Genomic DNA, 19,748 nt, shown 5'->3' with positions numbered 1-19,748 from the left:
GGGAAAATAGGCTATAAATGTCGAACACCGATTGCTGGAGGCATTGATGAGTCGATTTTTAAGCGCTTATTTTTCTCGTCTGGGCTGGACGGGAACCCCTGATGTATCGCTTAACACCTTGCGCGAACTGCATATTCACCACAATGGCGCGATCCCGTTTGAAAATCTGGATGTTCTGCTGCCCAGAGAGATCCATCTTGACGATCGGACGCTGGAAGAGAAGCTGATTAACGGCCGTCGCGGCGGTTACTGCTTCGAGCAAAATGGGCTGCTGGAGCGGGTACTTCGCGAGCTGGGTTTTAACGTCCGTAGTCTGCTGGGGCGCGTGGTGCTGGCCAATCCGTCGCAGATGCCGCCGCGAACCCATCGCCTGCTGCTGGTTGAGGTCGACGGTGAGCGCTGGATCGCCGATGTCGGCTTCGGCGGCCAGACCCTGACCGCGCCTGTCCGGCTGCTGGCGGATGCGGAACAGTCAACCCCGCACGGTGTCTACCGACTGATTTGCGAAGGGGATGAGTGGACGTTACAGTACTGCCATCACGGCCACTGGCAGTCGATGTACGTTTTCGACCTCGGGCGCCAGTATGCCGCTGACTATGTCATGGGGAATTTCTGGTCGGCGCACTGGCCGCAATCGCATTTCCGCCACCATCTGCTGATGTGTCGTCATTTGCCGGACGGCGGGAAAATGACGTTAACTAACTTCCACTTTACCCATTGGGATAATGCCCATGTGGTGGAGAAGATCGATTTACCGGATGTTCCTGCGCTGTATGAGGCGCTGCAAACCCGCTTCGGTCTTGGCGTCGATGATGCCAAATATGGCTTTACTGAAGGTGAGCTCGCAGCGGTCATGGCGGCGTTTGATACCCATCCTGAGGCGGGGAAGTAGGGGCGACGCTGTCCAGACAGAAGGGGCGGTCGGCCGTGCAGGCGGACCGCATCTATCGCATCGCCAGACCCGCAAGGTGAAAGGTCGCATCTGAAATCCTCCCCGGTTTTTTTCAGGGCGTCGTCCTGGCGAAAACAGAGTATAGCGACCGCCTTTTCTCGGCCATAAACCGGGGAACTGCGGCATTTGTCCTGTCACTTTCGGCGATGTTAACCCACAAGAGACATGCTTCCAGCGTCACCCGTTGTTCACCAGTATCCCCCGGGGCCGCGGTCTGCTAATCCCGGCCGCGAGCGGTATCGGGCACCTGCTCTTTACCCGAGAGTCATGCTTCGCGATGACCCAACGTGGTGGCGCTGCGTCTCCTGTAGCGTCAGCCGCCGGGAAGCATCCTCAGCAACCGGGTCGGCTTCCGGCTCCTGACTGGTCACAGCCTCTGTTATTGCAGCGTTGCTTAGCGCGGCGGAGGAATATCCGTCAGGCTGAACATTTTCCCGCTGCCGAATGACCAGTCTTCCGGCTCGGTAAAGCCGATCACCACCATCACCTCATGCGGGCTGATGCCCAGCGACTGCTCAAGTCGCGTCACTAAATCCTGATAAAAACGCTGCTTTTGCAGATGGCTGCGTGGCTTACCGGCGGTTATCTGAAACAGCAGGAAATCATCGCTGCGTCCGGCTTCAGCCCTACAGAGATAGTGCGGGTTAACTATCCGCTGCCCTGGGCTGTAGCAGTCAAAAAGCTGAAAGCAGTCGCCGGCCGGGACCGAAAAATGATCTTCAAGCGCCTGCTGCAAATCGATAGAGATTTGAGCGTGCCATTGCGCGAAACGCTGCGCAGAAATGGCGATGCGGGTTATGGGCATGCGCGTCTCCTCATTCGGTATCAAGCTGGCTAAACACATTGAGTGCTGAAACCGCCGCTGGCCATCCGGCGTAAAACGACAGGTGGGTAAAAAGCTCGGTGATTTCGCTCTCCGTTACGCCGTTTTCCCGGGCGAATGTCAGGTGCCAGGCAAGCTGTTCAGGACGATACATTGCGACCAGCGCGCTGAGAGTGATGAGGCTTCTGTCACGCGGTGACAGCGCGGGGCGTTGCCAGATATCGCCAAACAGGATCTCTTCACTCAGTGATGCCAGCTTTGGCGCCAGCGCTGCCAGGGTTTCCCGGGTCAGACTAACTTTGTCCATTTGCAACCTCATAGGTGGGATGTCACGGAGACGATATCCGGTTATGATGGTTTCGATAATCATATAATTTGTGAGTAATAATCCTGAAAAACGGGATGATTAATGATGACCAGACGACCACTGACCTTTGATGCCGACGCGCTACGCGCTTTCGTGACCGGAATGGAACTCGGCAGTTTTGCCCTTGCCGCCGAACGCCTGGGGCGTTCAACGTCGGCGATCAGCGCTCAGCTTAAAAAGCTTGAGCAGCAGAGCGGCACGGCGCTGGTACAAAAGGCCGGGCGTCATCTGGCGTTGACCGCGGAAGGGGAAATTATGCTGAGCTACGCGCGGCGAATGCTTAGCCTGAATGACGAGGCCTGGGCCGCGCTGCAGGCCAGAGGGGTAAGCGGCGAGGTTCGTCTCGGACTGCAGGAGGACTTTGGCGAGGTGTTACTGCCGGCGGTCCTCGGGCAATTTTCCCGGGCTTGTCCCGAGGTGGAGATTGCGGTTACCGTCACGCGGAATGCGCCGCTGCGCGAGGCGATGATGCGCCAGGAGCTCGATCTGGCCCTGAGCTGGGAAGGGCGCGACGCACCGGTTTTTGATCATCTGCTGGGGAGACTGCCGCTGCAGTGGATCGCGGCGGCGGCGTTCGATGTTGCCCGTTATCTCGACAGCAACCAGCCGCTGCCGCTGCTGGCCTTTGAAGCGCCGTGCGTCATGCGCACCGCCGCCACCGCGGCGTTAGATAAAGCCGGAATCCCCTGGCGTATTGCCTTTACCAGTCGCAGTCTGAACGGAATCTGGGCTGCCGCATCTGCAGGACTGGGGGTGGCGCTACGCACAACGATAGGCATGCCTGCTACGCTGCAGATCGTTGATTGCGCAAAATTGCCCGCGGCGGGTGACATTGGGGTGGGATTATATGGCGATGAAAATCGGCTTACCGGGCCGGCGAAACTGCTGCTGCACACTATTACCGCCTGTTTTGCGCTGCATATGCCGCCGACGGATAATTGCGCTTTGCGCTGAAATCCGCTTGTTAATCTGTTTGTTGCGCCTGGAGGCGTAAATTTGCTATCTGTTTGAAAATAGAAAAACGATGAAAGCAACAATCGCGCACAGGCACACAAATATGACGCTCGCGGTGTACTCCTTTACCTCCGTCAGATAATCGTCATTAAATCTGTTTAACGCTTTAACGGCATCGTTTTCGTTTTCAGCTTCTACCTCAACGTGATGTTTTCTGAATCCCTGTCGTTTCATCTCTTTAAGCAAAGAGGATGTCACTGCGTCTTTTGCTACGGCTCTCCCGCCGCGACTGCTGATAAAAATGACGTATTTACCCATGGTTCCCTCACCTACGTATCATCCGGTTGAGTCAGCGCGTTTCAAGAGAAGAGATTACGTGCGGGAACAGTATAAGTCATTGCGGGAAGCGACTACAGGTTTACCTTTTCCCCCTGTTTTAACAGCGTCAGCCTCCTGGCGCGGAGGCTGACGGGTTAGCTCATAAGGGTTGACAGAGAGGGAGTCAAACCTTCAGCGTCGGGATCTCACCAGCTGGTAGCGGCGGGTCAAATACTCTATTGGCGCGCTCCAGACGTGCACCAGGCGAGTGAACGGGAAGATCAGGAAGATGGTCATCCCCAGCACCAGGTGAACGCGGTAGATAAATGCCACGCCATCAAGATGCGCCGAGGCGCCGCCGTGGAAGGTCACCACCGCCTGCGCCCAGTCCACCAGCTTCAGCATTTCACTGCCGTCAGGATGTTGAGCGGAGAAGGGGATGGTCGTCAGACCCAGCGCACACTGAATCAGCAGAATGCTCAGAATCATAATATCCGCCGTCGATGAGGTGGCGCGAATGCGTGGGTTGGTCAGACGACGAATCAGCAGCCCGGCGCCGCCCACCAGCGTCAGTACGCCGCAGATCCCGCCGAGAATCATCGCCATCAGCTGCTTTTGCGACATTGGCAGGAACCAGGAGTAAACCCAGTGCGGGGTCAGCATCCCGAAGAGGTGGCCGAAGAAGATGCCCAGGATGCCGATATGGAACAGATTCGACCACAGCACCATGCCGCGTTTGTCGAGCATCTGGCTGGAAGAGGCGCGCCACGTATACTGCCCGTAGTCGTAGCGTAGCCAGCTGCCGATGAGAAACACCGTCCCGCACAGATAGGGGTAGATATCGTAAAAAAAGACGTTCAGGTACTGTATCATTTCGGGCCTCCGGCACCGACGTCGACGTACTGTGGCGCGACGTCCTGGCTAAAGCGTCGTTGATAATGTTGCATCGGGGAGCTGTCGCAGGCGGTGGCGTTATCTTCGATAAACTTCACCTGCTCCTCCTCCCACACCGCATCCAGCGCCTGGCGGGTATCATCGCGCTTTTCACCCGCCACCTGCCTGGTGACACTGTCACTGCTGAGCGCGCTGCCAGCCAGCGCCAGCAGGACGTCAAACAGCTGATAATATTGACACTGGCGCTGTTTGACGCGCCCGCCAAGCAGCGCCAGAATCGGGGCCACGTTTTGCAAGCCTTCTCTGGCGTCGTCTGGCGGCAGGCTACTGAGGTACTCCAGATAGAGCGGTAGATGGTCAGGCAGCTCCCGGCAGTCGATGTGCAGCCCGGCCTGCTCATACTGATTCATCAGCTCGACCATCGCCTGGCCGCGGTCGCGGGACTCCGCGTGCACGTGCTCAAACAGCAGCAGCGAGGTGGCCCGTCCGCGGTCAAACACTTCACACCATTCGGCCTGGCGGTCGAGCAGCGGGGCGGCCAGCAGCGATTCAACAAACGGCAGTAGCGCCGGCGCATCGGCACGGACCAACTCCAGCGCCTCTTCACGGTTGTCCCACAGCAGGCTATCCGGATACTCCAGCAGCAGACCGATAATTTTGAGGATCCGCATTACTCTTTCTCCCCGATGTTGATCGCGTCGATGCGCTGGCTGTTGAACAGGTTGAATTTGGTATCCGACCCGTGACAGCCATCGCCGAAGGTAAATCCGCAGCCGTTGCGTTCCGGGAAAGCATCTTCCGCCATTTCCCGGTGGCTGGTGGGGATCACGAAGCGATCTTCGTAGTTAGCGATGGCCAGGTAGCGGTACATCTCCTCGACCTGTTCCACGCTTAAGCCCACCTCTTCGATAGCCCGGGTGTCGGTCACTCCTTCGACGGTCTGTGAGCGTTTGTAGTGGCGCATCGCCATCATGCGTTTCAGGGCGCGCAGCACCGGGCCGGTATCGCCGGCGCTCAGCAGGTTGGCGAGATACTGCACCGGAATGCGCAGGCTTTCGACGGCAGGCAGAATGCTGCCATTATTTGGCAGGCCGCCGGCGTCGGCGACCGACTGAATCGGTGACAGCGGCGGGACGTACCAGACCATCGGCAGGGTGCGATACTCCGGGTGCAGCGGTAGCGCCAGCTTCCAGTCCATCGCCAGTTTATACACCGGCGATTTCTGCGCCGCGTCGATGACGTTATGCGGGATCCCTTGTTTCAGCGCCTCTTCAATCACCGCCGGGTCGTGCGGGTCGAGGAATACCTCGCACTGGCGTTCATAGAGGTCGGTTTCATGTTCGGTGCTGGCCGCTTCCTCAATCCGGTCGGCGTCATACAGCAGCACGCCGAGGTAGCGAATGCGCCCGACGCAGGTTTCCGAACAGACCGTCGGCTGGCCGGATTCAATCCGCGGATAGCAGAAGATGCACTTCTCCGATTTGCCGCTCTTCCAGTTAAAGTAGATTTTTTTGTACGGGCAGCCGCTGATGCACATGCGCCAGCCGCGGCATTTATCCTGATCGATCAGTACGATGCCATCCTCTTCGCGCTTATAGATAGCCCCGCTCGGGCAGGTCGCGACGCAGCTCGGGTTAAGGCAGTGTTCGCACAGGCGCGGCAGATACATCATGAAGGTGTTTTCAAACTGGCCGTACATCTCTTTCTGCATGGCTTCGAAGTTACGGTCACGGGCGCGCTTTTCAAACTCGCCGCCAAGCAGCTCTTCCCAGTTGGGGCCCCAGCTGATTTTATCCATTCGCTTACCGCTAATCAGCGAACGGGGGCGGGCGGTAGGCAGATGCTGGCTCTCCGGCGCGGTATGCAGATGCTGGTAATCGTAGGTGAAGGGTTCGTAATAGTCGTCGATGCCCGGCAGCTGCGGGTTGGCGAAGATTTTTGCCAACACGCCAACGCGGTTGCCGAGGCGCGGCGTCAGCTTACCGGTGATCCCGCGGATCCAGCCGCCTTGCCACTCTTCCTGGTCTTCCCAGTTTTTCGGGTAGCCGATACCGGGTTTGGTTTCGACGTTGTTAAACCAGGCGTATTCCATCCCTTCGCGCCCGGTCCAGACGTTCTTGCAGGTGACCGAGCAGGTGTGGCAGCCGATGCATTTGTCGAGATTGAGCACCATTCCAACTTGTGAGCGGATTTTCATTTTTTCGCCTCCTGTACCTGATCGCGACCTTCGTCATCCAGCCAGTTAATGTTTTTCATTTTACGAATCATGATGAACTCATCGCGGTTGGAGCCGACGGTACCGTAATAGTTAAAGCCGTAGGCCAGCTGCGCATAGCCGCCAATCATGTGGGTGGGTTTCGGGCAAATGCGGGTCACCGAGTTATGAATGCCGCCGCGACGGCCGGTGACTTCAGATCCGGGAATGTTCATGATGCGCTCCTGCGCGTGGTACATCATGGTCATGCCGGGCGGTACGCGCTGGCTGACCACCGCCCGGGCGGTGAGCGCACCGTTGGCGTTGAAGGCCTCAATCCAGTCGTTGTCCTCAATGCCAAGCTCTCTGGCGTCGGTTTCACTGATCCAGACGATCGGCCCGCCGCGCGACAGGGTCAGCATCAGCAGGTTTTCGCTGTAGGTGGAGTGAATCCCCCATTTCTGGTGCGGGGTGAGGAAATTGAGCGCCTTTTCCGGGAAGCCGTTCGGCGGAATCTGATGCATATGGCTGACGCTCCGGGTATCAATCGGCGGCCGGTAGACCACCAGACTTTCACCGAAGGCGCGCATCCACGGATGATCCTGATACAGCTGCTGGCGGCCGGAGAGCGTGCGCCAGGGGATCAGTTCATGGACATTGGTGTAGCCGGCGTTGTAGGAGACGTGCTCGCTTTCCAGCCCGGACCAGGTCGGACTGGAGATGATTTTGCGCGGCTGGGCCTGAATATCGCGAAAGCGAATCTTCTCATCTTCTTTGTTGATAGCCAGATGGGTGTGATCGCGTCCGGTAAACTCTCCCAGCGCCTGCCAGGCTTTGACCGCCACCTGGCCGTTGGTTTCTGGCGCCAGGCTGAGGATCACTTCCGTGGCGTCGATGGCGCTGTCGATGCGCGGGCGGCCTTTTGCCGGGCCGTCGAGCTTGACGTAATTGAGTTTGCCGAGGAAATCGACCTCATCCTGCGTTTTCCAGCTGATGCCTTTACTGCCGTTGCCCAGCTTATCCAGCAGCGGGCCCAGGGAAGTGAAGCGCTCGTAGGTGGCAGGGTAATCGCGCTCGACTACCGCAATGGTCGGGGCCGTTTTCCCCGGAATCAGATCGCACTCGCCCTTATGCCAGTCAACCACATCGAAAGGCTGGGACAGTTCGCCCGCAGAGTCATGCTGCAGAGGCAGAAGCACCACATCGGTCTCCGCGTCGAGATGGCCGACGCAGACCGTCGAAAAGACGTTGGCGATCTCTTTATAGATTTCCCAGTCGCTTTTGGCTTCCCAGGCCGGGTCGACGGCGGCGGAAAGCGGGTGGATAAACGGATGCATATCCGAGGTGTTCATATCGTCTTTTTCATACCAGGTGGCGGTCGGCAGAACGATATCTGAGAACAGGCAGGTGCTCGACATGCGGAAATCGAGGGTCACCAGCAGATCGAGCTTGCCTTCAATCGCCGGCGTCTGCCACTCGACCTCTTCCGGTTTAACCTCGTCCGTCGCCCCCAGTTCATCGCCCTGGATGCCGCTGTCGGTGCCCAGCAGATATTTGAGCATGTACTCATGCCCCTTGCCGGAGGAACCCAGCAGGTTGGAGCGCCAGATAAACATATTCCGCGGATGGTTTTTACCGTTGTCCGGCTGCTCGCAGGCAAAGCGGATGGCGCCGGATTTTAACGCCTGCACGGTGTAGTCGGCGGGTGAGAGGCCGGCGGCATCGGCCTGCTGCTTAATGGTCAGCGGATTGACGCTGAGCTGCGGGGCGGAAGGCAGCCAGCCCATGCGCTCGGCGCGCACGTTAAAATCAATCAGGTGTCCGGTATATCGACTGGCGTCCGCCAGTGGTGAAAGCAGCTCCTGGGCGGTCAGCTTTTCATAGCGCCACTGGCTGGAGTGGTTGTAGAAATAAGAGGTGCTGTTCATCTGGCGCGGCGGGCGGTTCCAGTCGGTGGCAAACGCCAGCGGCAGCCAGCCGGTCTGCGGACGCAGTTTTTCCTGGCCGACATAGTGCGACCAGCCGCCGCCGCTCTGTCCGACGCAGCCGCAGAACACCAGCATATTGATCATCCCCCGGTAGTTCATATCCATGTGGTACCAGTGGTTGACGCCGGCACCGAGGATAATCATCGAGCGACCGTGGGTTTTATGCGCGGTATCGGCGAACTCCCAGGCGATTTGCTCTATGTGGTGGCGGGGAACGCCGGTAATCTGCTCCGCCCAGGCCGGAGTGTAGGCTTTCACCTCGCTGAAATCGCCGGCCGCGTTCTCATCGTCGAGCCCCCGGTCGAGGCCGTAGTTAGCCAGGACCAGGTCATAAACGCTCACCACCAGTTTGCTCTCGCCGCTGGCCAGGGTCAGACGTTTGGCCGGAAGCCGATGAATCAGCACCGGCTGCTGCTCAACGCTGCGAAAATGCGGGTTCTCGTTGCCACCAAAGTAGGGGAAGCCCACGGCGGCGACGGTATCTTTGATATTCAGCAGGGACAGCGCCAGTTCGGTCTCCTTCCCGGCGGCCCGCGGTTCGAGGTTCCATTTCCCTTTTTCGCCCCAGCGAAAACCGATAGAGCCATTGGGGGCGACCAGTTCACCGGCGGAACTGAAGGCCACGGTTTTCCACTCCGGATTGTTGCTCTCACCCAGCCCGTCCAGCAGGTCAGAAGCGCGCACCATTCGCCCGGGGACGGTGGTACCATCGTCGCGATCGTCGAGCAGCACCAGCATCGGCATGTCGGTGTAGTGGCGGCAGTAGTTAAGGAAGTAATCGCTCGGATTGTCGAGATGGAAGCGTTTTAAGATGACATGGCCCATCGCCATGGCCAGCGCGCTGTCGGTACCCTGTTTCGGCGCCAGCCACTGATCGCACAGTTTCGCCACTTCCGAATAGTCCGGCGTAATAGCAATAGTTTTGGTGCCTTTGTAGCGCACCTCGGTAAAAAAGTGGGCGTCAGGCGTTCGGGTCTGCGGCACGTTAGAGCCCCAGGCGATGATGTAGCTGGAGTTATACCAGTCGGCAGATTCCGGTACGTCGGTCTGTTCGCCCCAGGTCATCGGCGAGGCGGGGGGCAGGTCGCAATACCAGTCGTAGAAGCTCAGGCAGGTACCGCCAATTAGCGACAGGTAGCGGGTACCAGCGGCATAAGAGACCATCGACATCGCCGGGATCGGCGAGAAGCCGACAATGCGGTCCGGGCCATAGTGCTTGATGGTCCAGACGTTGGCGGCGGCAATCAGCTGGTTCAGCTCTTTCCAGGTCGAGCGAATAAACCCGCCTTTGCCGCGCATCTGCTTGTAGCTGAGACACTGCTGCGGATCTTCCATAATGCTGTTCCAGGCATCGACCGGGTCGGGATGGCGGGCCAGCGCCGTGCGCCACAGCTCAATCAGCCGTTTACGTGCCAGCGGGTATTTGAGTCGGTTGGCGCTGTAGAGATACCAGGAGTAGCTGGCGCCGCGCGGGCAGCCGCGCGGTTCGTGGTTGGGCAGATCCGGGCGGGTACGCGGATAGTCGGTCTGCTGGGTTTCCCAGGTGACCAGCCCGTTTTTGACGTAAATTTTCCAGCTGCATGAGCCCGTACAGTTTACTCCGTGCGTGGAACGGACGATCTTGTCGAACTGCCAGCGCTGACGGTAACTATCTTCCCAGTCACGGTTGGTATCCAGGACCTGACCGTGGCCGTTGGCAAAGGTCTCGCGTTTCTGCTTAAAGTAGCGAAAGCGATCCAGTAGTTTACTCATGACGTTTCTCCTGCTCCGATAATGTCCGGCATCAAGCCCTTGCCGGATGCGACGCGTTAGCGCCTTATCCGGCCAGCAAGACCGCACGATCCCGTAGGCCGGATAAAGGCGTCAGCCGCCATCCGGCAACGATGCCGTTATTTTTTTGCCGGTTTACGACGACCGTAGACCAGCCAGGTCACCAGTACGCAAACGACATAAAAGACAAAGAAAACCTTCATGGCGCCAACCGGGGAACCGGTCATGGCTAACGAGGTGCCAAAGGCTTTCGGGATGAAGAAGCCCCCGACCGCGCCAATAGCGGAGATAAACCCGAGCGCGGCGGCGGTATCGGTGACCGCTTCGTGCTGGGCCTGCTCATCGCTGCCGCCGCGTTTCTTGACGCTATCGATGGTTATCTGGCGAAAGATCACGGCGATCATCTGGAACGTAGAGCCGCTGCCGAGACCCGCGGTGAGAAACAGCCCCATAAACACCACGTAAAACGCCAGAAAACTCCCGGAACCGGAGCCGGGTAGGGTGAGGAACAGCAGGCCGGTAAACAGCGCCATCAGAATGAAGTTCACCAGGGTGACGTTGACGCCGCCCAGACGGTCGGAAATGATGCCGCCGAAGGAGCGCGCCAGGGCGCCGATAAACGGGCCAAAGAAGGCCAGTTTCAGGATATTCACATCCGGAAACTGCGTTTTGGCCAGCATCGCGAAGCCGGCGGAAAACCCGATGAACGAGCCGAAGGTGGCGAGATAAAGCAGGCTCAGCAGCCACATATGCGGGCGTTTCAACACCGGGAGCTGATCGCGAATGGAGGTTTTGGCACCGGCGATATCGTTCATCCCGAACCACGCCGCCACGGTAGCGGCGAGCAGCAGCGGCACCCAGATGAGCGGCGAGTTGCCGAGCCACAGGGTTGCGCCGTCCGGTTGATCGACGCCGCGAACGCCGACAAAAGTGAAGATCGGCACGAAGATCACTACCGGCGAGAGCAGCTGCATCACGCTGACGCCGAGGTTACCCAGGCCGCCGTTCACGCCGAGGGCGCTGCCTTGCTTCGCTTTCGGGTAGAAAAAACTGATGTTGCCCATGCTGGAGGCAAAGTTAGCTCCGGCAAAACCGCAGAGCAGAGCGATGAGAATAAATATCCAGAATGGGGTTGCCGGGTTTTGCACCGCGATCCCAAGCCACAGGCAGGGCACCACTAAAATAACGGTGCTGATCACCGTCCAGTAGCGTCCGCCAAATATAGGAACCATAAAAGAATAGGGCACGCGTAATATTGCCCCGGACAGCGAAGGAAGCGCGGTTAATAAAAAAAGCTGATCGGTAGTGAAATTAAAGCCGACTTTATTAAGATTCACCGCAACCGCGCTGAATAACATCCAGACGCAGAAGGCAAGAAGTAAACAACTTACTGAAATAAAAAGATTTCTTCGCGCAATGGCTTTGCCTTTATTTTCCCAGAATGCTGGATTTTCCGGGCGCCACCCTTTTAAAAGGTAATGATTATCTTTCTCACTTTCTCTTGACATATTGCCCTCGAATGCACAGTAACCAAAGAAAATTTAAAGATGACAACACCGCAAATTAAGCAGAAGAGGCGATTAAGGCTGGTCGAATGAATTATTGTAGTGTTTGAAGAATAGATAAAAAAAAACGCTTCAGGAAAGCGCGTGCGCAATAGGGGTTTATTATTTGTTACTAAATGTAAATGAAATGTGACTTAAACTGCGCTCCTGTCAGCAGCGGCGACAGGTCTGCCGGGCCGACAGACCGTGCCTTCCCGGCGCATTCAGAAGCTCAGTTGGCTAAATGGTTGGCGGGCGCAGTAGTTCTAACGTTATATAGTAGTTTATATAGCGTGTAAATGCGCTGTCGTCGATCGCTTCCATTCCCAGCGCATAAATCCCATCCAGCCCGCAGACCAGGGCAATTAAACGCCAGGCGATATTCTCCGCGCTGTCATCGGGATGAAATTCACCGCTTTCGCTGCCGAGACGAATAATATTGACCGTCTCTTCGTGCCACATCGACATGGTGAGCAGGTAGGCCTCTTTGATGTCGCTATCGCTCCCGGAGAGCAGTTGGCCTTCGCGCCACAAACGGATATAGGGATCCAGGCGGCCATCTTCGCTGCCGAGCATTGAAAACAGGCGCTCGCGCGAGCTGGCGTCTTCCGCTACCAGCTGGATATCCAGCATCTCACGAATTAAACGAACGAAGGCCTGCGCCTTAAGCTCGCCGATGGAGGTGAAATGGTGATGCAACTGCCCTGTGGAGACTCCGGCTTCGGCGGCGATTTGCCGGACGGTCATGGCGCCTAAGCCCCCCTGCAGCGCGACACGCATCGCCGCCAGCATGATCACCTCCCGACGCGCTTCCCGATTTAAGTAGTGCATATTTCCCCGCTGAGCCGTGGTTTTCTTCGATAGTAACAAAAAGTTGGACAGTTGTTCAACAATCCGGCAGGATCGCAATCCTGGACGCGTGTCCAATTTGCAAAATTGAGGAAAAAGTATGTCTCGGCAATGGTTAACGCTGGTGGCGATTTTGTTGGTGTATTTACCGGTGGCGATTGATGCCACGGTACTGCATGTCGCCGCGCCAACGCTTAGTATGTCGTTGGGGACCAGCAGCAATGAGCTGCTGTGGATCATTGATATTTATTCATTAGTCATGGCCGGTATGGTGCTGCCGATGGGGGCGCTCGGCGATAAAATTGGCTTTAAACGGCTGTTGCTGCTCGGCAGCGCTATTTTCGGCGTTTCGTCGCTGGCGGCGGCGTTTTCACCCACTGCGCTGGCGCTGATCGCCTCCCGCGCGCTGTTGGCCATTGGTGCGGCGATGATCGTTCCGGCGACGCTCGCCGGTATCCGTAACACTTTTTCGCAGGCGCGCCACCGCAACATGGCGCTCGGCCTGTGGGCGGCGATTGGCTCTGGCGGCGCCGCCTTCGGCCCGCTGGTGGGCGGGATCCTGCTGGAACATTTTTACTGGGGATCGGTCTTCCTGATCAACGTGCCCATCGTGCTGGCGGTTATCGCCTTCAGTGCGCGGATGGTGCCGCGCCAGCCGGCACGGCGCGAACAGCCGCTTAATCTGACCCAGGCATTGATGCTGATTGTGGCGATCCTGATGCTGGTGTTCAGCGCAAAATCGGCGCTGAAAGGGCAGATGGCATTATGGCTGACCGGATCGATCGCGCTGGTGGGCCTGGCGCTGTTGGTGCGCTTTGTTCGCCAGCAGCTTTCCGCCGCTACGCCGATGGTCGATATGCGCCTGTTTACGCATCGCATTATCTTAAGCGGCGTGATGATGGCGATGACCGCCCTGATTACCCTGGTTGGCTTCGAGCTACTGATGGCGCAGGAGCTACAGTTCGTCCACGGCAAAACACCGTTTGAAGCCGGGCTGTTTATGCTGCCGCTGATGCTGGCGAGCGGGTTTAGCGGACCTGTTGCCGGGTTGATGGTTTCTCGCCTGGGCCTGCGGCTGGTGGCAACCGGCGGTATGCTGCTGAGCGCGCTCAGTTTCCTCGGTCTGTCGATGACCGATTTCAGCTCCCAGCAGTGGCTGGCATGGGGATTGATGATTCTCTTAGGCTTCAGCGTCGCCAGCGCATTGTTGGCTTCCGGCTCCGCCATTATGGCGGCGGCGCCGAAAGAGAAAGCGGCGGCGGCCGGCGCCATTGAAACGATGGCCTACGAGCTGGGGGCCGGTCTGGGGATCGCGCTGTTTGGCCTGATTCTGACCCGCAGCTACAGTTCATCGATTGTGCTGCCCGCCGGGGTGGACGGTCAGGCCGCAGCGCAGGCCTCGTCGTCCATCAGCGAAGCGATCGCCCTGGCGCAATCGCTGCCCGCAGTTCCGGCGCATTCGCTGATTGCAGCGGCGAAAACCGCGTTTATCAGCGCCCACAGCATCGTGCTGGCCACCGCCGGGGTGCTGCTGCTGCTGCTGGCAGCCGGGATCTGGCGCAGTCTGGCGCAGGCGCCGAAAATGAACTAGCCCTACAGCTGGAGAGAAAGCTCCATGGCCGCCCGCCGCAGCGGGGCCAGCGCTTTCTCTCTCAGCGCGGCGGCGCTCATGGCACTGGCGGGCACGCCGACGTTGAGCGCCGCCACCACCTGGCCGCTGCGTGACAGCAGCGGTACCGCCAGCGAACATAATCCCACCTCAATTTGCCGATCGGCGATCGCATATCCCTGCATACGTACTCTGGTTATTTCCTCCCGCAATCCCGCTAAATCACACAGCGTATGCGGGGTGTAGCGAATTAAATTCGCGCGTGACAATGTCACGTCCAGCTGCTCTTCCGCCAGGGCGCTAAGCAGTACGCGGCCCATTGAGGTCGCCCATGCGGGGAGACGGCTGCCGCGACCGATATCAACGCTCAGCAGATTATTGACTGCGGCCCTGGCAATATAGAGCACGTTATCGCCATCGAGGGTGGCGGCGGAGCAAGATTCGCCGAGGCTCTTACCGAGGTTATCCAGCGCGGTCTGGGCCACTTTCGCCAGCGGCGTTCCGGCCAGATAGGCGTGGCCGACGGCCAACACCCGCGGCAACAGTTCATAGCTGCGTCCGTCAGGACTGTGCACCATGCCGAGTGCGGCCAGGGTATACAGGCAGCGGCGGACGGCGGCGCGGGAAATCTGCGTTTTCTGGCTGAGCTGCGAGATAGTCAGCCGCTGGCGCTGGGGAGTAAAGGCGCTGAGAACTTCCAACCCGCGCGCCAGCGACAGCATGAAATTCGGGTCGTGTTCGGCCTGCCTGGCGCTGAGGGGGGTTGGCGGTGTCGCGCTCATTGAATTCCTCTCCATTCGAAAACAAAAGCTCACGGGCACCACTATACCGTGGGGAAAAAGGGCGGCGACGGAATGTGCCTGTTTTACCACCCGGATCACATTATTAACCTCATTTTAACAAGCGCGTCGATAATCGCACAACATTTCGATTATCGCCGTTGACCATTTCACCGGCTCCCCCCTATTGTCAAAGTCACCGTCACCCTTCGTTATGGTTGGCGTCACAAAAAGTTATGAATTTAACGATCAGGAAGAAAACATGACCGCGACCGTAGAACGCATTGAAAGCTGGCTGGTTGATGTCCCGACCATTCGCCCGCACAAACTCTCAATGACAACCATGGGCTGCCAGACGCTGGTGATTGTCCGCATTACGCGCTCTGACGGTATTTGCGGTATCGGCGAGGCGACCACCATCGGCGGGCTGAGCTATGGCGTCGAGAGTCCGGAAGCCATCTCCAGCGCCATTAACCATTATCTGACGCCGCTGCTCAAAGGGCAGCCCGCCGATAACCTGAATGCGCTGACGCAGCGTATCAACAGCGCCATCAAAGGTAACACCTTCGCCAAATCCGCCATTGAAACCGCGCTGTTGGATGCGCAGGGCAAGGCGCTGGGGCTGCCGGTTTCAGCGCTGCTTGGCGGCGCGCTGCAGACCTCGCTGCCGGTGCTGTGGACCCTGGCGAGCGGGGATACCAACAAGGATATCGCCGAAGGGGAAACGCTGCTGGCCGAAGGTCGCCATCAGGCATTTAAGTTGAAAATTGGCGCCCGCGAACTGGCGACCGATTTACGTCATACCCGGGCGATTGTCGAAGCCCTCGGCGATCGGGCGAGCATTCGTGTCGATGTCAACCAGGCCTGGGACGCCACTGTGGCGGCAAAAGGCTGTCGTGAACTGGCGGCGATGGGCATCGACTTAATTGAACAACCGGTCAGCGCGCAGGACAACGCGGCGCTGGTTCGCCTCAGCCATCACATTGAAACCGCGATTCTGGCGGATGAAGCGGTGGCGACGCACTACGATGGCTATCGCCTGGCGCAGCAAGGCTTCAGCGGCGCCTTTGCCTTGAAAATTGCCAAAGCGGGCGGCCCGGCCAGCGTTTTAGCCCTGGCGCACGTCGCGCAGGCGGCGGGTATCGGATTGTATGGCGGCACCATGCTGGAAGGAACCGTGGGCACCGTCGCATCGTTGCACGCCTGGTCGACGCTGCCGCTGCAATGGGGCACTGAAATGTTTGGTCCGCTGTTGCTCAAAGATGACATCGTCAGCGTGCCGCTAACGTTCACCGACGGCAGCGTCGTCCTGCCTCAGACGCCGGGTTTAGGTGTCGAACTCGATGAAGATAAATTGCAGTTCTATGCCCGCAAAGCGTAGGACATGACAGGAGAAAAATATGCTGTTTAAAGTGGATATGACCGTCAAGATCCCGCTGGGATATCCCGCCGCCGAGCTTGAGGAGATTAAACAACGAGAAAAAGCCTATTCGCAGCAATTACAGCGTGAAGGCACCTGGCGACATATCTGGCGCGTCGCCGGACTGTACGCCAATGTCAGTATTTTTGATGTGCGTGATGCCGACCAGTTACACCAGATATTAATGGCTCTGCCGTTATACCCGTTTATGGAAATACGCGTCGAGGCACTGTGTCGTCATCCCTCCTCGATTCGTGAAGACGATAGCTAAAAATAATAAAAAACCTCGCGCCGGATATTCCGGTGTAAACCCTACAAGCCAACTGCAAGCAATAAGTGAGAATCACAATGAAAAATTCTTTCGTACAACAAGAAGCCGTGCAGAAATTATTACGTGAAAGTGCCGGGTTAAATGTTCCCGGCGGTAATGAACGATTTAAAGCCATTGTGCATCGTTTACTGGAAGATATGTGCACCCTGATCGACGATTATAATATTACCCAGGAAGAGTTCTGGCATGCGGTGAACTATTTGCATGAACTGGGCGGGCGTCAGGAAGCGGCGCTGCTGGCGGCAGGTCTCGGGCTGGAACACTTCCTCGACCTGCGTCAGGATGCGATTGACGCCGCAGCGCATCGGGAAACCGGTACGCCGCGCACCATTGAGGGGCCGCTGTACGTGGCCAATGCGCCGCTCGCAGAAGGGCACGCGCGGATGGATGACGGCCGCGATGCGGGTGAAGTCATGTGGCTGCACGGTCAGGTGTGCGACACCCAGGGGCGTCCGGTTGCCAACGCGATTGTGGATATCTGGCACGCCAACACCCTGGGGAACTATTCGTTCTTCGACCAGAGCCAGAGTGAATACAACCTGCGTCGCCGCATCCGCTCCGGCGCAGATGGCCGCTACAGCGTGCGTAGCATCATGCCTTCTGGCTACGGCTGTCCGCCGGATGGCCCGACCCAAAAGCTGCTTAACCAGTTGGGTCGTCACGGCAACCGTCCGGCACATATTCACTTCTTTGTTTCCGCGCCGGGCCACAAGCATTTAACCAGCCAGATTAACCTTAACGGTGATAAGTATCTGTGGGATGACTTTGCCTTCGCCACCCGCGATGGCCTGATTGCCGACCCGGTTAAAATCACCGATCGTGAGCTGATTCAGCAGCGTGAGCTTGACGGCGAACACACCGAAATTCGCTTCGACTTTACTTTGTGCCCGGCCCTCAACGCCGACGAAGAACAGCGTATTTCCCGCCTGCGCGCACAAGAGTAATGACCGGCGCACCTCCCGGGCCGGTGCGCCCGGGGCGGTGAGTCATGCTGTTGCCCGGCCTGCCACGCGCGGCCGGGGATATTCCCGAATTGATTATTCTCTCTGACTTTATTAATTCCTGAATTCTGCAGGAGGGCTAAGCTCATGCAAAAAACACTCTCGCTATTAAAAGATAAAATCAGCAATGCATTAATTGTTGACCGGCAAAAACATATTTATCGCTGCCATCGTTCGATTTTTACCGATCCGCAGCTATTTGAATTTGAGATTAAACATATATTTGAAGGGAACTGGGTGTTCCTCGCCCATGAAAGTCAAATTCCTGAGCCTGGTGATTATTTTACTCTGACTCTCGGACGACAGCCGGTTATTATCACCCGCGATAAACAGCATGCCTTGCACGCGTTAATTAATAGCTGCGCCCATCGCGGCGCCATGCTCTGCCGTCGTAAAACCGGCAATAAAAACTCGTTTACCTGTCCGTTCCACGGCTGGACCTTTGGCAACAACGGTAAATTGCTGAAAGCCAAAGATGAAAGCACCGGCGGTTATCCGGAGACCTTTAAACATGAAGGGTCGCATGACCTGAAAAAACTGCCGCGCTTTGCCTCATATCGCGGCTTCTTATTCGGCAGCCTCAGCGAGGACGTGCAGCCGCTGGAAACTTATCTTGGCGAAACCTGCAAAATTATCGATCTGATGGTCGATCAGGCGCCGGAAGGGCTGGAAGTGCTGAAAGGCTCCTCCAGCTATGTCTACGAGGGCAACTGGAAGCTGGGGGCGGAAAACGGCGCCGACGGCTACCACGTTAGCGTGGTGCACTGGAACTACGCCTCCACAATGTCGCGCCGCAACTACGAAGCCGAAGGGACGCATTCCGTCGATGCCAACGGCTGGTCGAAAAGTCTCGGCGGAGGTTACGGTTTCGAAAACGGCCATATGCTGCTGTGGACCCGGGCGCTCAACCCGGAAGTGCGCCCGGTTTTCGCCCATCAGGCCCGCTTACAGGCCGAGTTTGGCGAGCTGCGCGCCGACCAGATGGTCAATGAAACGCGCAATCTTTGTCTCTATCCCAACGTCTATTTGATGGACCAGTTTTCCACACAGATCCGCGTCATTCGCCCGCTCGCAGTAGACAAAACCGAAGTCACTATCTGGTGCTTTGCGCCGAAAGGCGAGCCGGACCAGGCCCGCGCGCTGCGCATCCGCCAGTACGAGGATTTCTTTAACGTCAGCGGCATGGGAACGCCGGACGATCTGGAAGAGTTCAGCGCCTGCCAGCGCGGCTATCTCGGCGAGAACCTGGCGTGGAGCGATCTCAGTCGCGGCGCGCTGCACTGGGTCGATGGCCCGGATGAACACGCCCGGCATGCCGGATTCACTCCGCTGCTTAGCGGGGTGAAATCGGAGGATGAGGCGCTGTACATCGCCCATCACCATCACTGGCAAAACGTGATGCTGGCGGCGCTGGAAAAAGAGCAGCAGCGCTATGAACAGTCCATAACCCAACGCGTGGAGGTGGTGTGATGCTGACGCTTGAACAGGTTCGCCAGTTTCTCTATTACGAAGCCCGCCTGCTGGACGACCGCCAGTGGGATCAGTGGCTGACGTGCTACAGCCCGAAAGTGGTGTTCTGGATGCCGGCATGGGGCGATGACGACAAGCTGACCCGCGACCCGCAGCGCGAAATATCGCTGATCTATTACCCGAACCGCGAGGGACTTGAGGACCGCGTCTACCGCATCAAAACGGAACGTTCTGGCGCCAGTACGCCGGAGCCGCGTACCACCCACCTGATCAGCAACGTTGAGCTGCTCGGCGAAAATGAGCAGGGGGTGGAGGTGCGCTACAACTGGGTGACTTACAACCACCGGTACCAGCACACCGATGCGTGGTTTGGCTCGACCTGCGTCACCTTGACGACCTGCGACGGCAAACCGCAGATCCTGCGTAAGACGGTGCGGCTGAACAACGATTATATCCGTCAGGTGATTGACGTTTACCATATTTAA

The 19,748-nt window shown here is 57.8% G+C and carries 18 protein-coding genes; 8 read left to right on the top strand and 10 right to left on the bottom strand.

What is annotated here, in order from left to right:
* Nucleotides 1-46: 46 nt before the first annotated feature.
* Nucleotides 47-892: an N-hydroxyarylamine O-acetyltransferase gene (gene nhoA, locus ROR01S_RS09290; RefSeq protein WP_064359370.1), complete on the top strand. Its 846-nt coding sequence runs from the start codon at nt 47-49 to the stop codon at nt 890-892.
* A gap of 454 nt (nt 893-1,346) precedes the next feature.
* Here the strand turns inward: nhoA and ROR01S_RS09285 are convergent, their stop codons facing one another.
* On the bottom strand, nt 1,347-1,757 hold the full coding sequence (locus ROR01S_RS09285; protein WP_015584395.1) for a tautomerase family protein: 411 nt from the start codon (nt 1,755-1,757) through the stop codon (nt 1,347-1,349).
* A 10-nt stretch (nt 1,758-1,767) separates the two neighbouring features.
* Nucleotides 1,768-2,082, bottom strand: coding sequence for a carboxymuconolactone decarboxylase family protein (locus tag ROR01S_RS09280; protein ID WP_064359369.1), 315 nt, complete (start codon nt 2,080-2,082; stop codon nt 1,768-1,770).
* Nucleotides 2,083-2,187: 105 nt separating this feature from the next.
* Here ROR01S_RS09280 and ROR01S_RS09275 point away from each other — a divergent pair, with 105 nt between their 5' ends.
* Nucleotides 2,188-3,096: a LysR substrate-binding domain-containing protein gene (locus tag ROR01S_RS09275; RefSeq protein ID WP_015584394.1), complete on the top strand. Its 909-nt coding sequence runs from the start codon at nt 2,188-2,190 to the stop codon at nt 3,094-3,096.
* A gap of 45 nt (nt 3,097-3,141) precedes the next feature.
* On the opposite strand, the gene ROR01S_RS09270 is transcribed toward ROR01S_RS09275, so the two are convergent.
* From ROR01S_RS09270 to ROR01S_RS09240, 7 genes are all read right to left on the bottom strand, one after another.
* Nucleotides 3,142-3,414 (bottom strand): hypothetical protein, encoded by a 273-nt coding sequence (locus ROR01S_RS09270; protein ID WP_032717404.1) that lies wholly within the window; start codon nt 3,412-3,414, stop codon nt 3,142-3,144.
* 192 nt (nt 3,415-3,606) lie between these two features.
* Entirely contained in the window at nt 3,607-4,287 is a 681-nt protein-coding gene (narI, locus tag ROR01S_RS09265) for a respiratory nitrate reductase subunit gamma (RefSeq protein ID WP_064359368.1), read from the bottom strand.
* The gene (gene narW / locus ROR01S_RS09260; RefSeq protein ID WP_004861686.1) at nt 4,284-4,979 is read right to left on the bottom strand and encodes a nitrate reductase molybdenum cofactor assembly chaperone; all 696 of its coding nucleotides are present in this window, start codon (nt 4,977-4,979) and stop codon (nt 4,284-4,286) included. Before narW ends, narI begins: the two co-directional genes overlap by 4 nt.
* Entirely contained in the window at nt 4,979-6,505 is a 1,527-nt protein-coding gene (narH, locus tag ROR01S_RS09255) for a nitrate reductase subunit beta (RefSeq protein WP_015584391.1), read from the bottom strand. The genes narW and narH overlap by 1 nt, the downstream gene beginning before the upstream one ends.
* Nucleotides 6,502-10,242, bottom strand: coding sequence for a nitrate reductase subunit alpha (locus ROR01S_RS09250; protein WP_064359367.1), 3,741 nt, complete (start codon nt 10,240-10,242; stop codon nt 6,502-6,504). The genes narH and ROR01S_RS09250 overlap by 4 nt, the downstream gene beginning before the upstream one ends.
* Before the next feature lie 137 nt (nt 10,243-10,379).
* Nucleotides 10,380-11,768 carry a NarK family nitrate/nitrite MFS transporter gene (locus tag ROR01S_RS09245; RefSeq protein WP_004861692.1) on the bottom strand — a complete coding sequence of 463 codons (1,389 nt, stop codon included), beginning with the start codon at nt 11,766-11,768 and terminating at the stop codon, nt 10,380-10,382.
* A gap of 276 nt (nt 11,769-12,044) precedes the next feature.
* Nucleotides 12,045-12,635, bottom strand: coding sequence for a TetR family transcriptional regulator (locus ROR01S_RS09240; protein WP_032717407.1), 591 nt, complete (start codon nt 12,633-12,635; stop codon nt 12,045-12,047).
* Between the two features lie 118 nt (nt 12,636-12,753).
* Here ROR01S_RS09240 and ROR01S_RS09235 point away from each other — a divergent pair, with 118 nt between their 5' ends.
* Entirely contained in the window at nt 12,754-14,244 is a 1,491-nt protein-coding gene (locus tag ROR01S_RS09235; protein WP_064359366.1) for an MFS transporter, read from the top strand.
* Between the two features lie 2 nt (nt 14,245-14,246).
* On the opposite strand, the gene ROR01S_RS09230 is transcribed toward ROR01S_RS09235, so the two are convergent.
* Nucleotides 14,247-15,044: an IclR family transcriptional regulator domain-containing protein gene (locus tag ROR01S_RS09230; protein WP_015584389.1), complete on the bottom strand. Its 798-nt coding sequence runs from the start codon at nt 15,042-15,044 to the stop codon at nt 14,247-14,249.
* Between the two features lie 211 nt (nt 15,045-15,255).
* Here ROR01S_RS09230 and ROR01S_RS09225 point away from each other — a divergent pair, with 211 nt between their 5' ends.
* From ROR01S_RS09225 to benB, 5 genes are all read left to right on the top strand, one after another.
* The gene (locus ROR01S_RS09225; protein WP_370313355.1) at nt 15,256-16,422 is read left to right on the top strand and encodes a muconate cycloisomerase family protein; all 1,167 of its coding nucleotides are present in this window, start codon (nt 15,256-15,258) and stop codon (nt 16,420-16,422) included.
* 19 nt (nt 16,423-16,441) lie between these two features.
* Nucleotides 16,442-16,732 carry a muconolactone Delta-isomerase gene (gene catC / locus ROR01S_RS09220; protein WP_004861704.1) on the top strand — a complete coding sequence of 97 codons (291 nt, stop codon included), beginning with the start codon at nt 16,442-16,444 and terminating at the stop codon, nt 16,730-16,732.
* A 77-nt stretch (nt 16,733-16,809) separates the two neighbouring features.
* Nucleotides 16,810-17,736, top strand: a complete 927-nt coding sequence (gene catA, locus ROR01S_RS09215; protein ID WP_064359365.1) for a catechol 1,2-dioxygenase — start codon at nt 16,810-16,812, stop codon at nt 17,734-17,736.
* A 144-nt stretch (nt 17,737-17,880) separates the two neighbouring features.
* Nucleotides 17,881-19,263, top strand: coding sequence for a Rieske 2Fe-2S domain-containing protein (locus tag ROR01S_RS09210; RefSeq protein WP_015584388.1), 1,383 nt, complete (start codon nt 17,881-17,883; stop codon nt 19,261-19,263).
* Nucleotides 19,263-19,748 (top strand): benzoate 1,2-dioxygenase small subunit, encoded by a 486-nt coding sequence (gene benB, locus ROR01S_RS09205; protein ID WP_004861712.1) that lies wholly within the window; start codon nt 19,263-19,265, stop codon nt 19,746-19,748. Before ROR01S_RS09210 ends, benB begins: the two co-directional genes overlap by 1 nt.

Source organism: Klebsiella ornithinolytica NBRC 105727 = ATCC 31898 (assembly GCF_001598295.1).
Taxonomy (GTDB): Bacteria; Pseudomonadota; Gammaproteobacteria; order Enterobacterales; family Enterobacteriaceae; genus Klebsiella; species Klebsiella ornithinolytica.
Note: the sequence above shows the minus strand (reverse complement) of the source record. Positions and strands in the feature narration are given on the sequence as shown.

Excerpts from the sequence above, each read along its gene's own strand:
- ROR01S_RS09250 (WP_064359367.1), bottom strand. The coding sequence starts at position 10,242 with ATGAGTAAACTACTGGATCGCTTTCGCTACTTTAAGCAGAAACGCGAG.
- ROR01S_RS09240 (WP_032717407.1), bottom strand. The coding sequence starts at position 12,635 with ATGCACTACTTAAATCGGGAAGCGCGTCGGGAGGTGATCATGCTGGCG.
- ROR01S_RS09230 (WP_015584389.1), bottom strand. The coding sequence starts at position 15,044 with ATGAGCGCGACACCGCCAACCCCCCTCAGCGCCAGGCAGGCCGAACAC.
- catC (WP_004861704.1), top strand. The coding sequence starts at position 16,442 with ATGCTGTTTAAAGTGGATATGACCGTCAAGATCCCGCTGGGATATCCC.
- narW (WP_004861686.1), bottom strand. The coding sequence starts at position 4,979 with ATGCGGATCCTCAAAATTATCGGTCTGCTGCTGGAGTATCCGGATAGC.
- narI (WP_064359368.1), bottom strand. The coding sequence starts at position 4,287 with ATGATACAGTACCTGAACGTCTTTTTTTACGATATCTACCCCTATCTG.
- ROR01S_RS09285 (WP_015584395.1), bottom strand. The coding sequence starts at position 1,757 with ATGCCCATAACCCGCATCGCCATTTCTGCGCAGCGTTTCGCGCAATGG.
- ROR01S_RS09210 (WP_015584388.1), top strand. The coding sequence starts at position 17,881 with ATGCAAAAAACACTCTCGCTATTAAAAGATAAAATCAGCAATGCATTA.
- narH (WP_015584391.1), bottom strand. The coding sequence starts at position 6,505 with ATGAAAATCCGCTCACAAGTTGGAATGGTGCTCAATCTCGACAAATGC.
- ROR01S_RS09245 (WP_004861692.1), bottom strand. The coding sequence starts at position 11,768 with ATGTCAAGAGAAAGTGAGAAAGATAATCATTACCTTTTAAAAGGGTGG.
- ROR01S_RS09235 (WP_064359366.1), top strand. The coding sequence starts at position 12,754 with ATGTCTCGGCAATGGTTAACGCTGGTGGCGATTTTGTTGGTGTATTTA.
- ROR01S_RS09275 (WP_015584394.1), top strand. The coding sequence starts at position 2,188 with ATGACCAGACGACCACTGACCTTTGATGCCGACGCGCTACGCGCTTTC.
- catA (WP_064359365.1), top strand. The coding sequence starts at position 16,810 with ATGAAAAATTCTTTCGTACAACAAGAAGCCGTGCAGAAATTATTACGT.
- nhoA (WP_064359370.1), top strand. The coding sequence starts at position 47 with ATGAGTCGATTTTTAAGCGCTTATTTTTCTCGTCTGGGCTGGACGGGA.
- ROR01S_RS09270 (WP_032717404.1), bottom strand. The coding sequence starts at position 3,414 with ATGGGTAAATACGTCATTTTTATCAGCAGTCGCGGCGGGAGAGCCGTA.
- ROR01S_RS09225 (WP_370313355.1), top strand. The coding sequence starts at position 15,256 with ATGGTTGGCGTCACAAAAAGTTATGAATTTAACGATCAGGAAGAAAAC.
- ROR01S_RS09280 (WP_064359369.1), bottom strand. The coding sequence starts at position 2,082 with ATGGACAAAGTTAGTCTGACCCGGGAAACCCTGGCAGCGCTGGCGCCA.
- benB (WP_004861712.1), top strand. The coding sequence starts at position 19,263 with ATGCTGACGCTTGAACAGGTTCGCCAGTTTCTCTATTACGAAGCCCGC.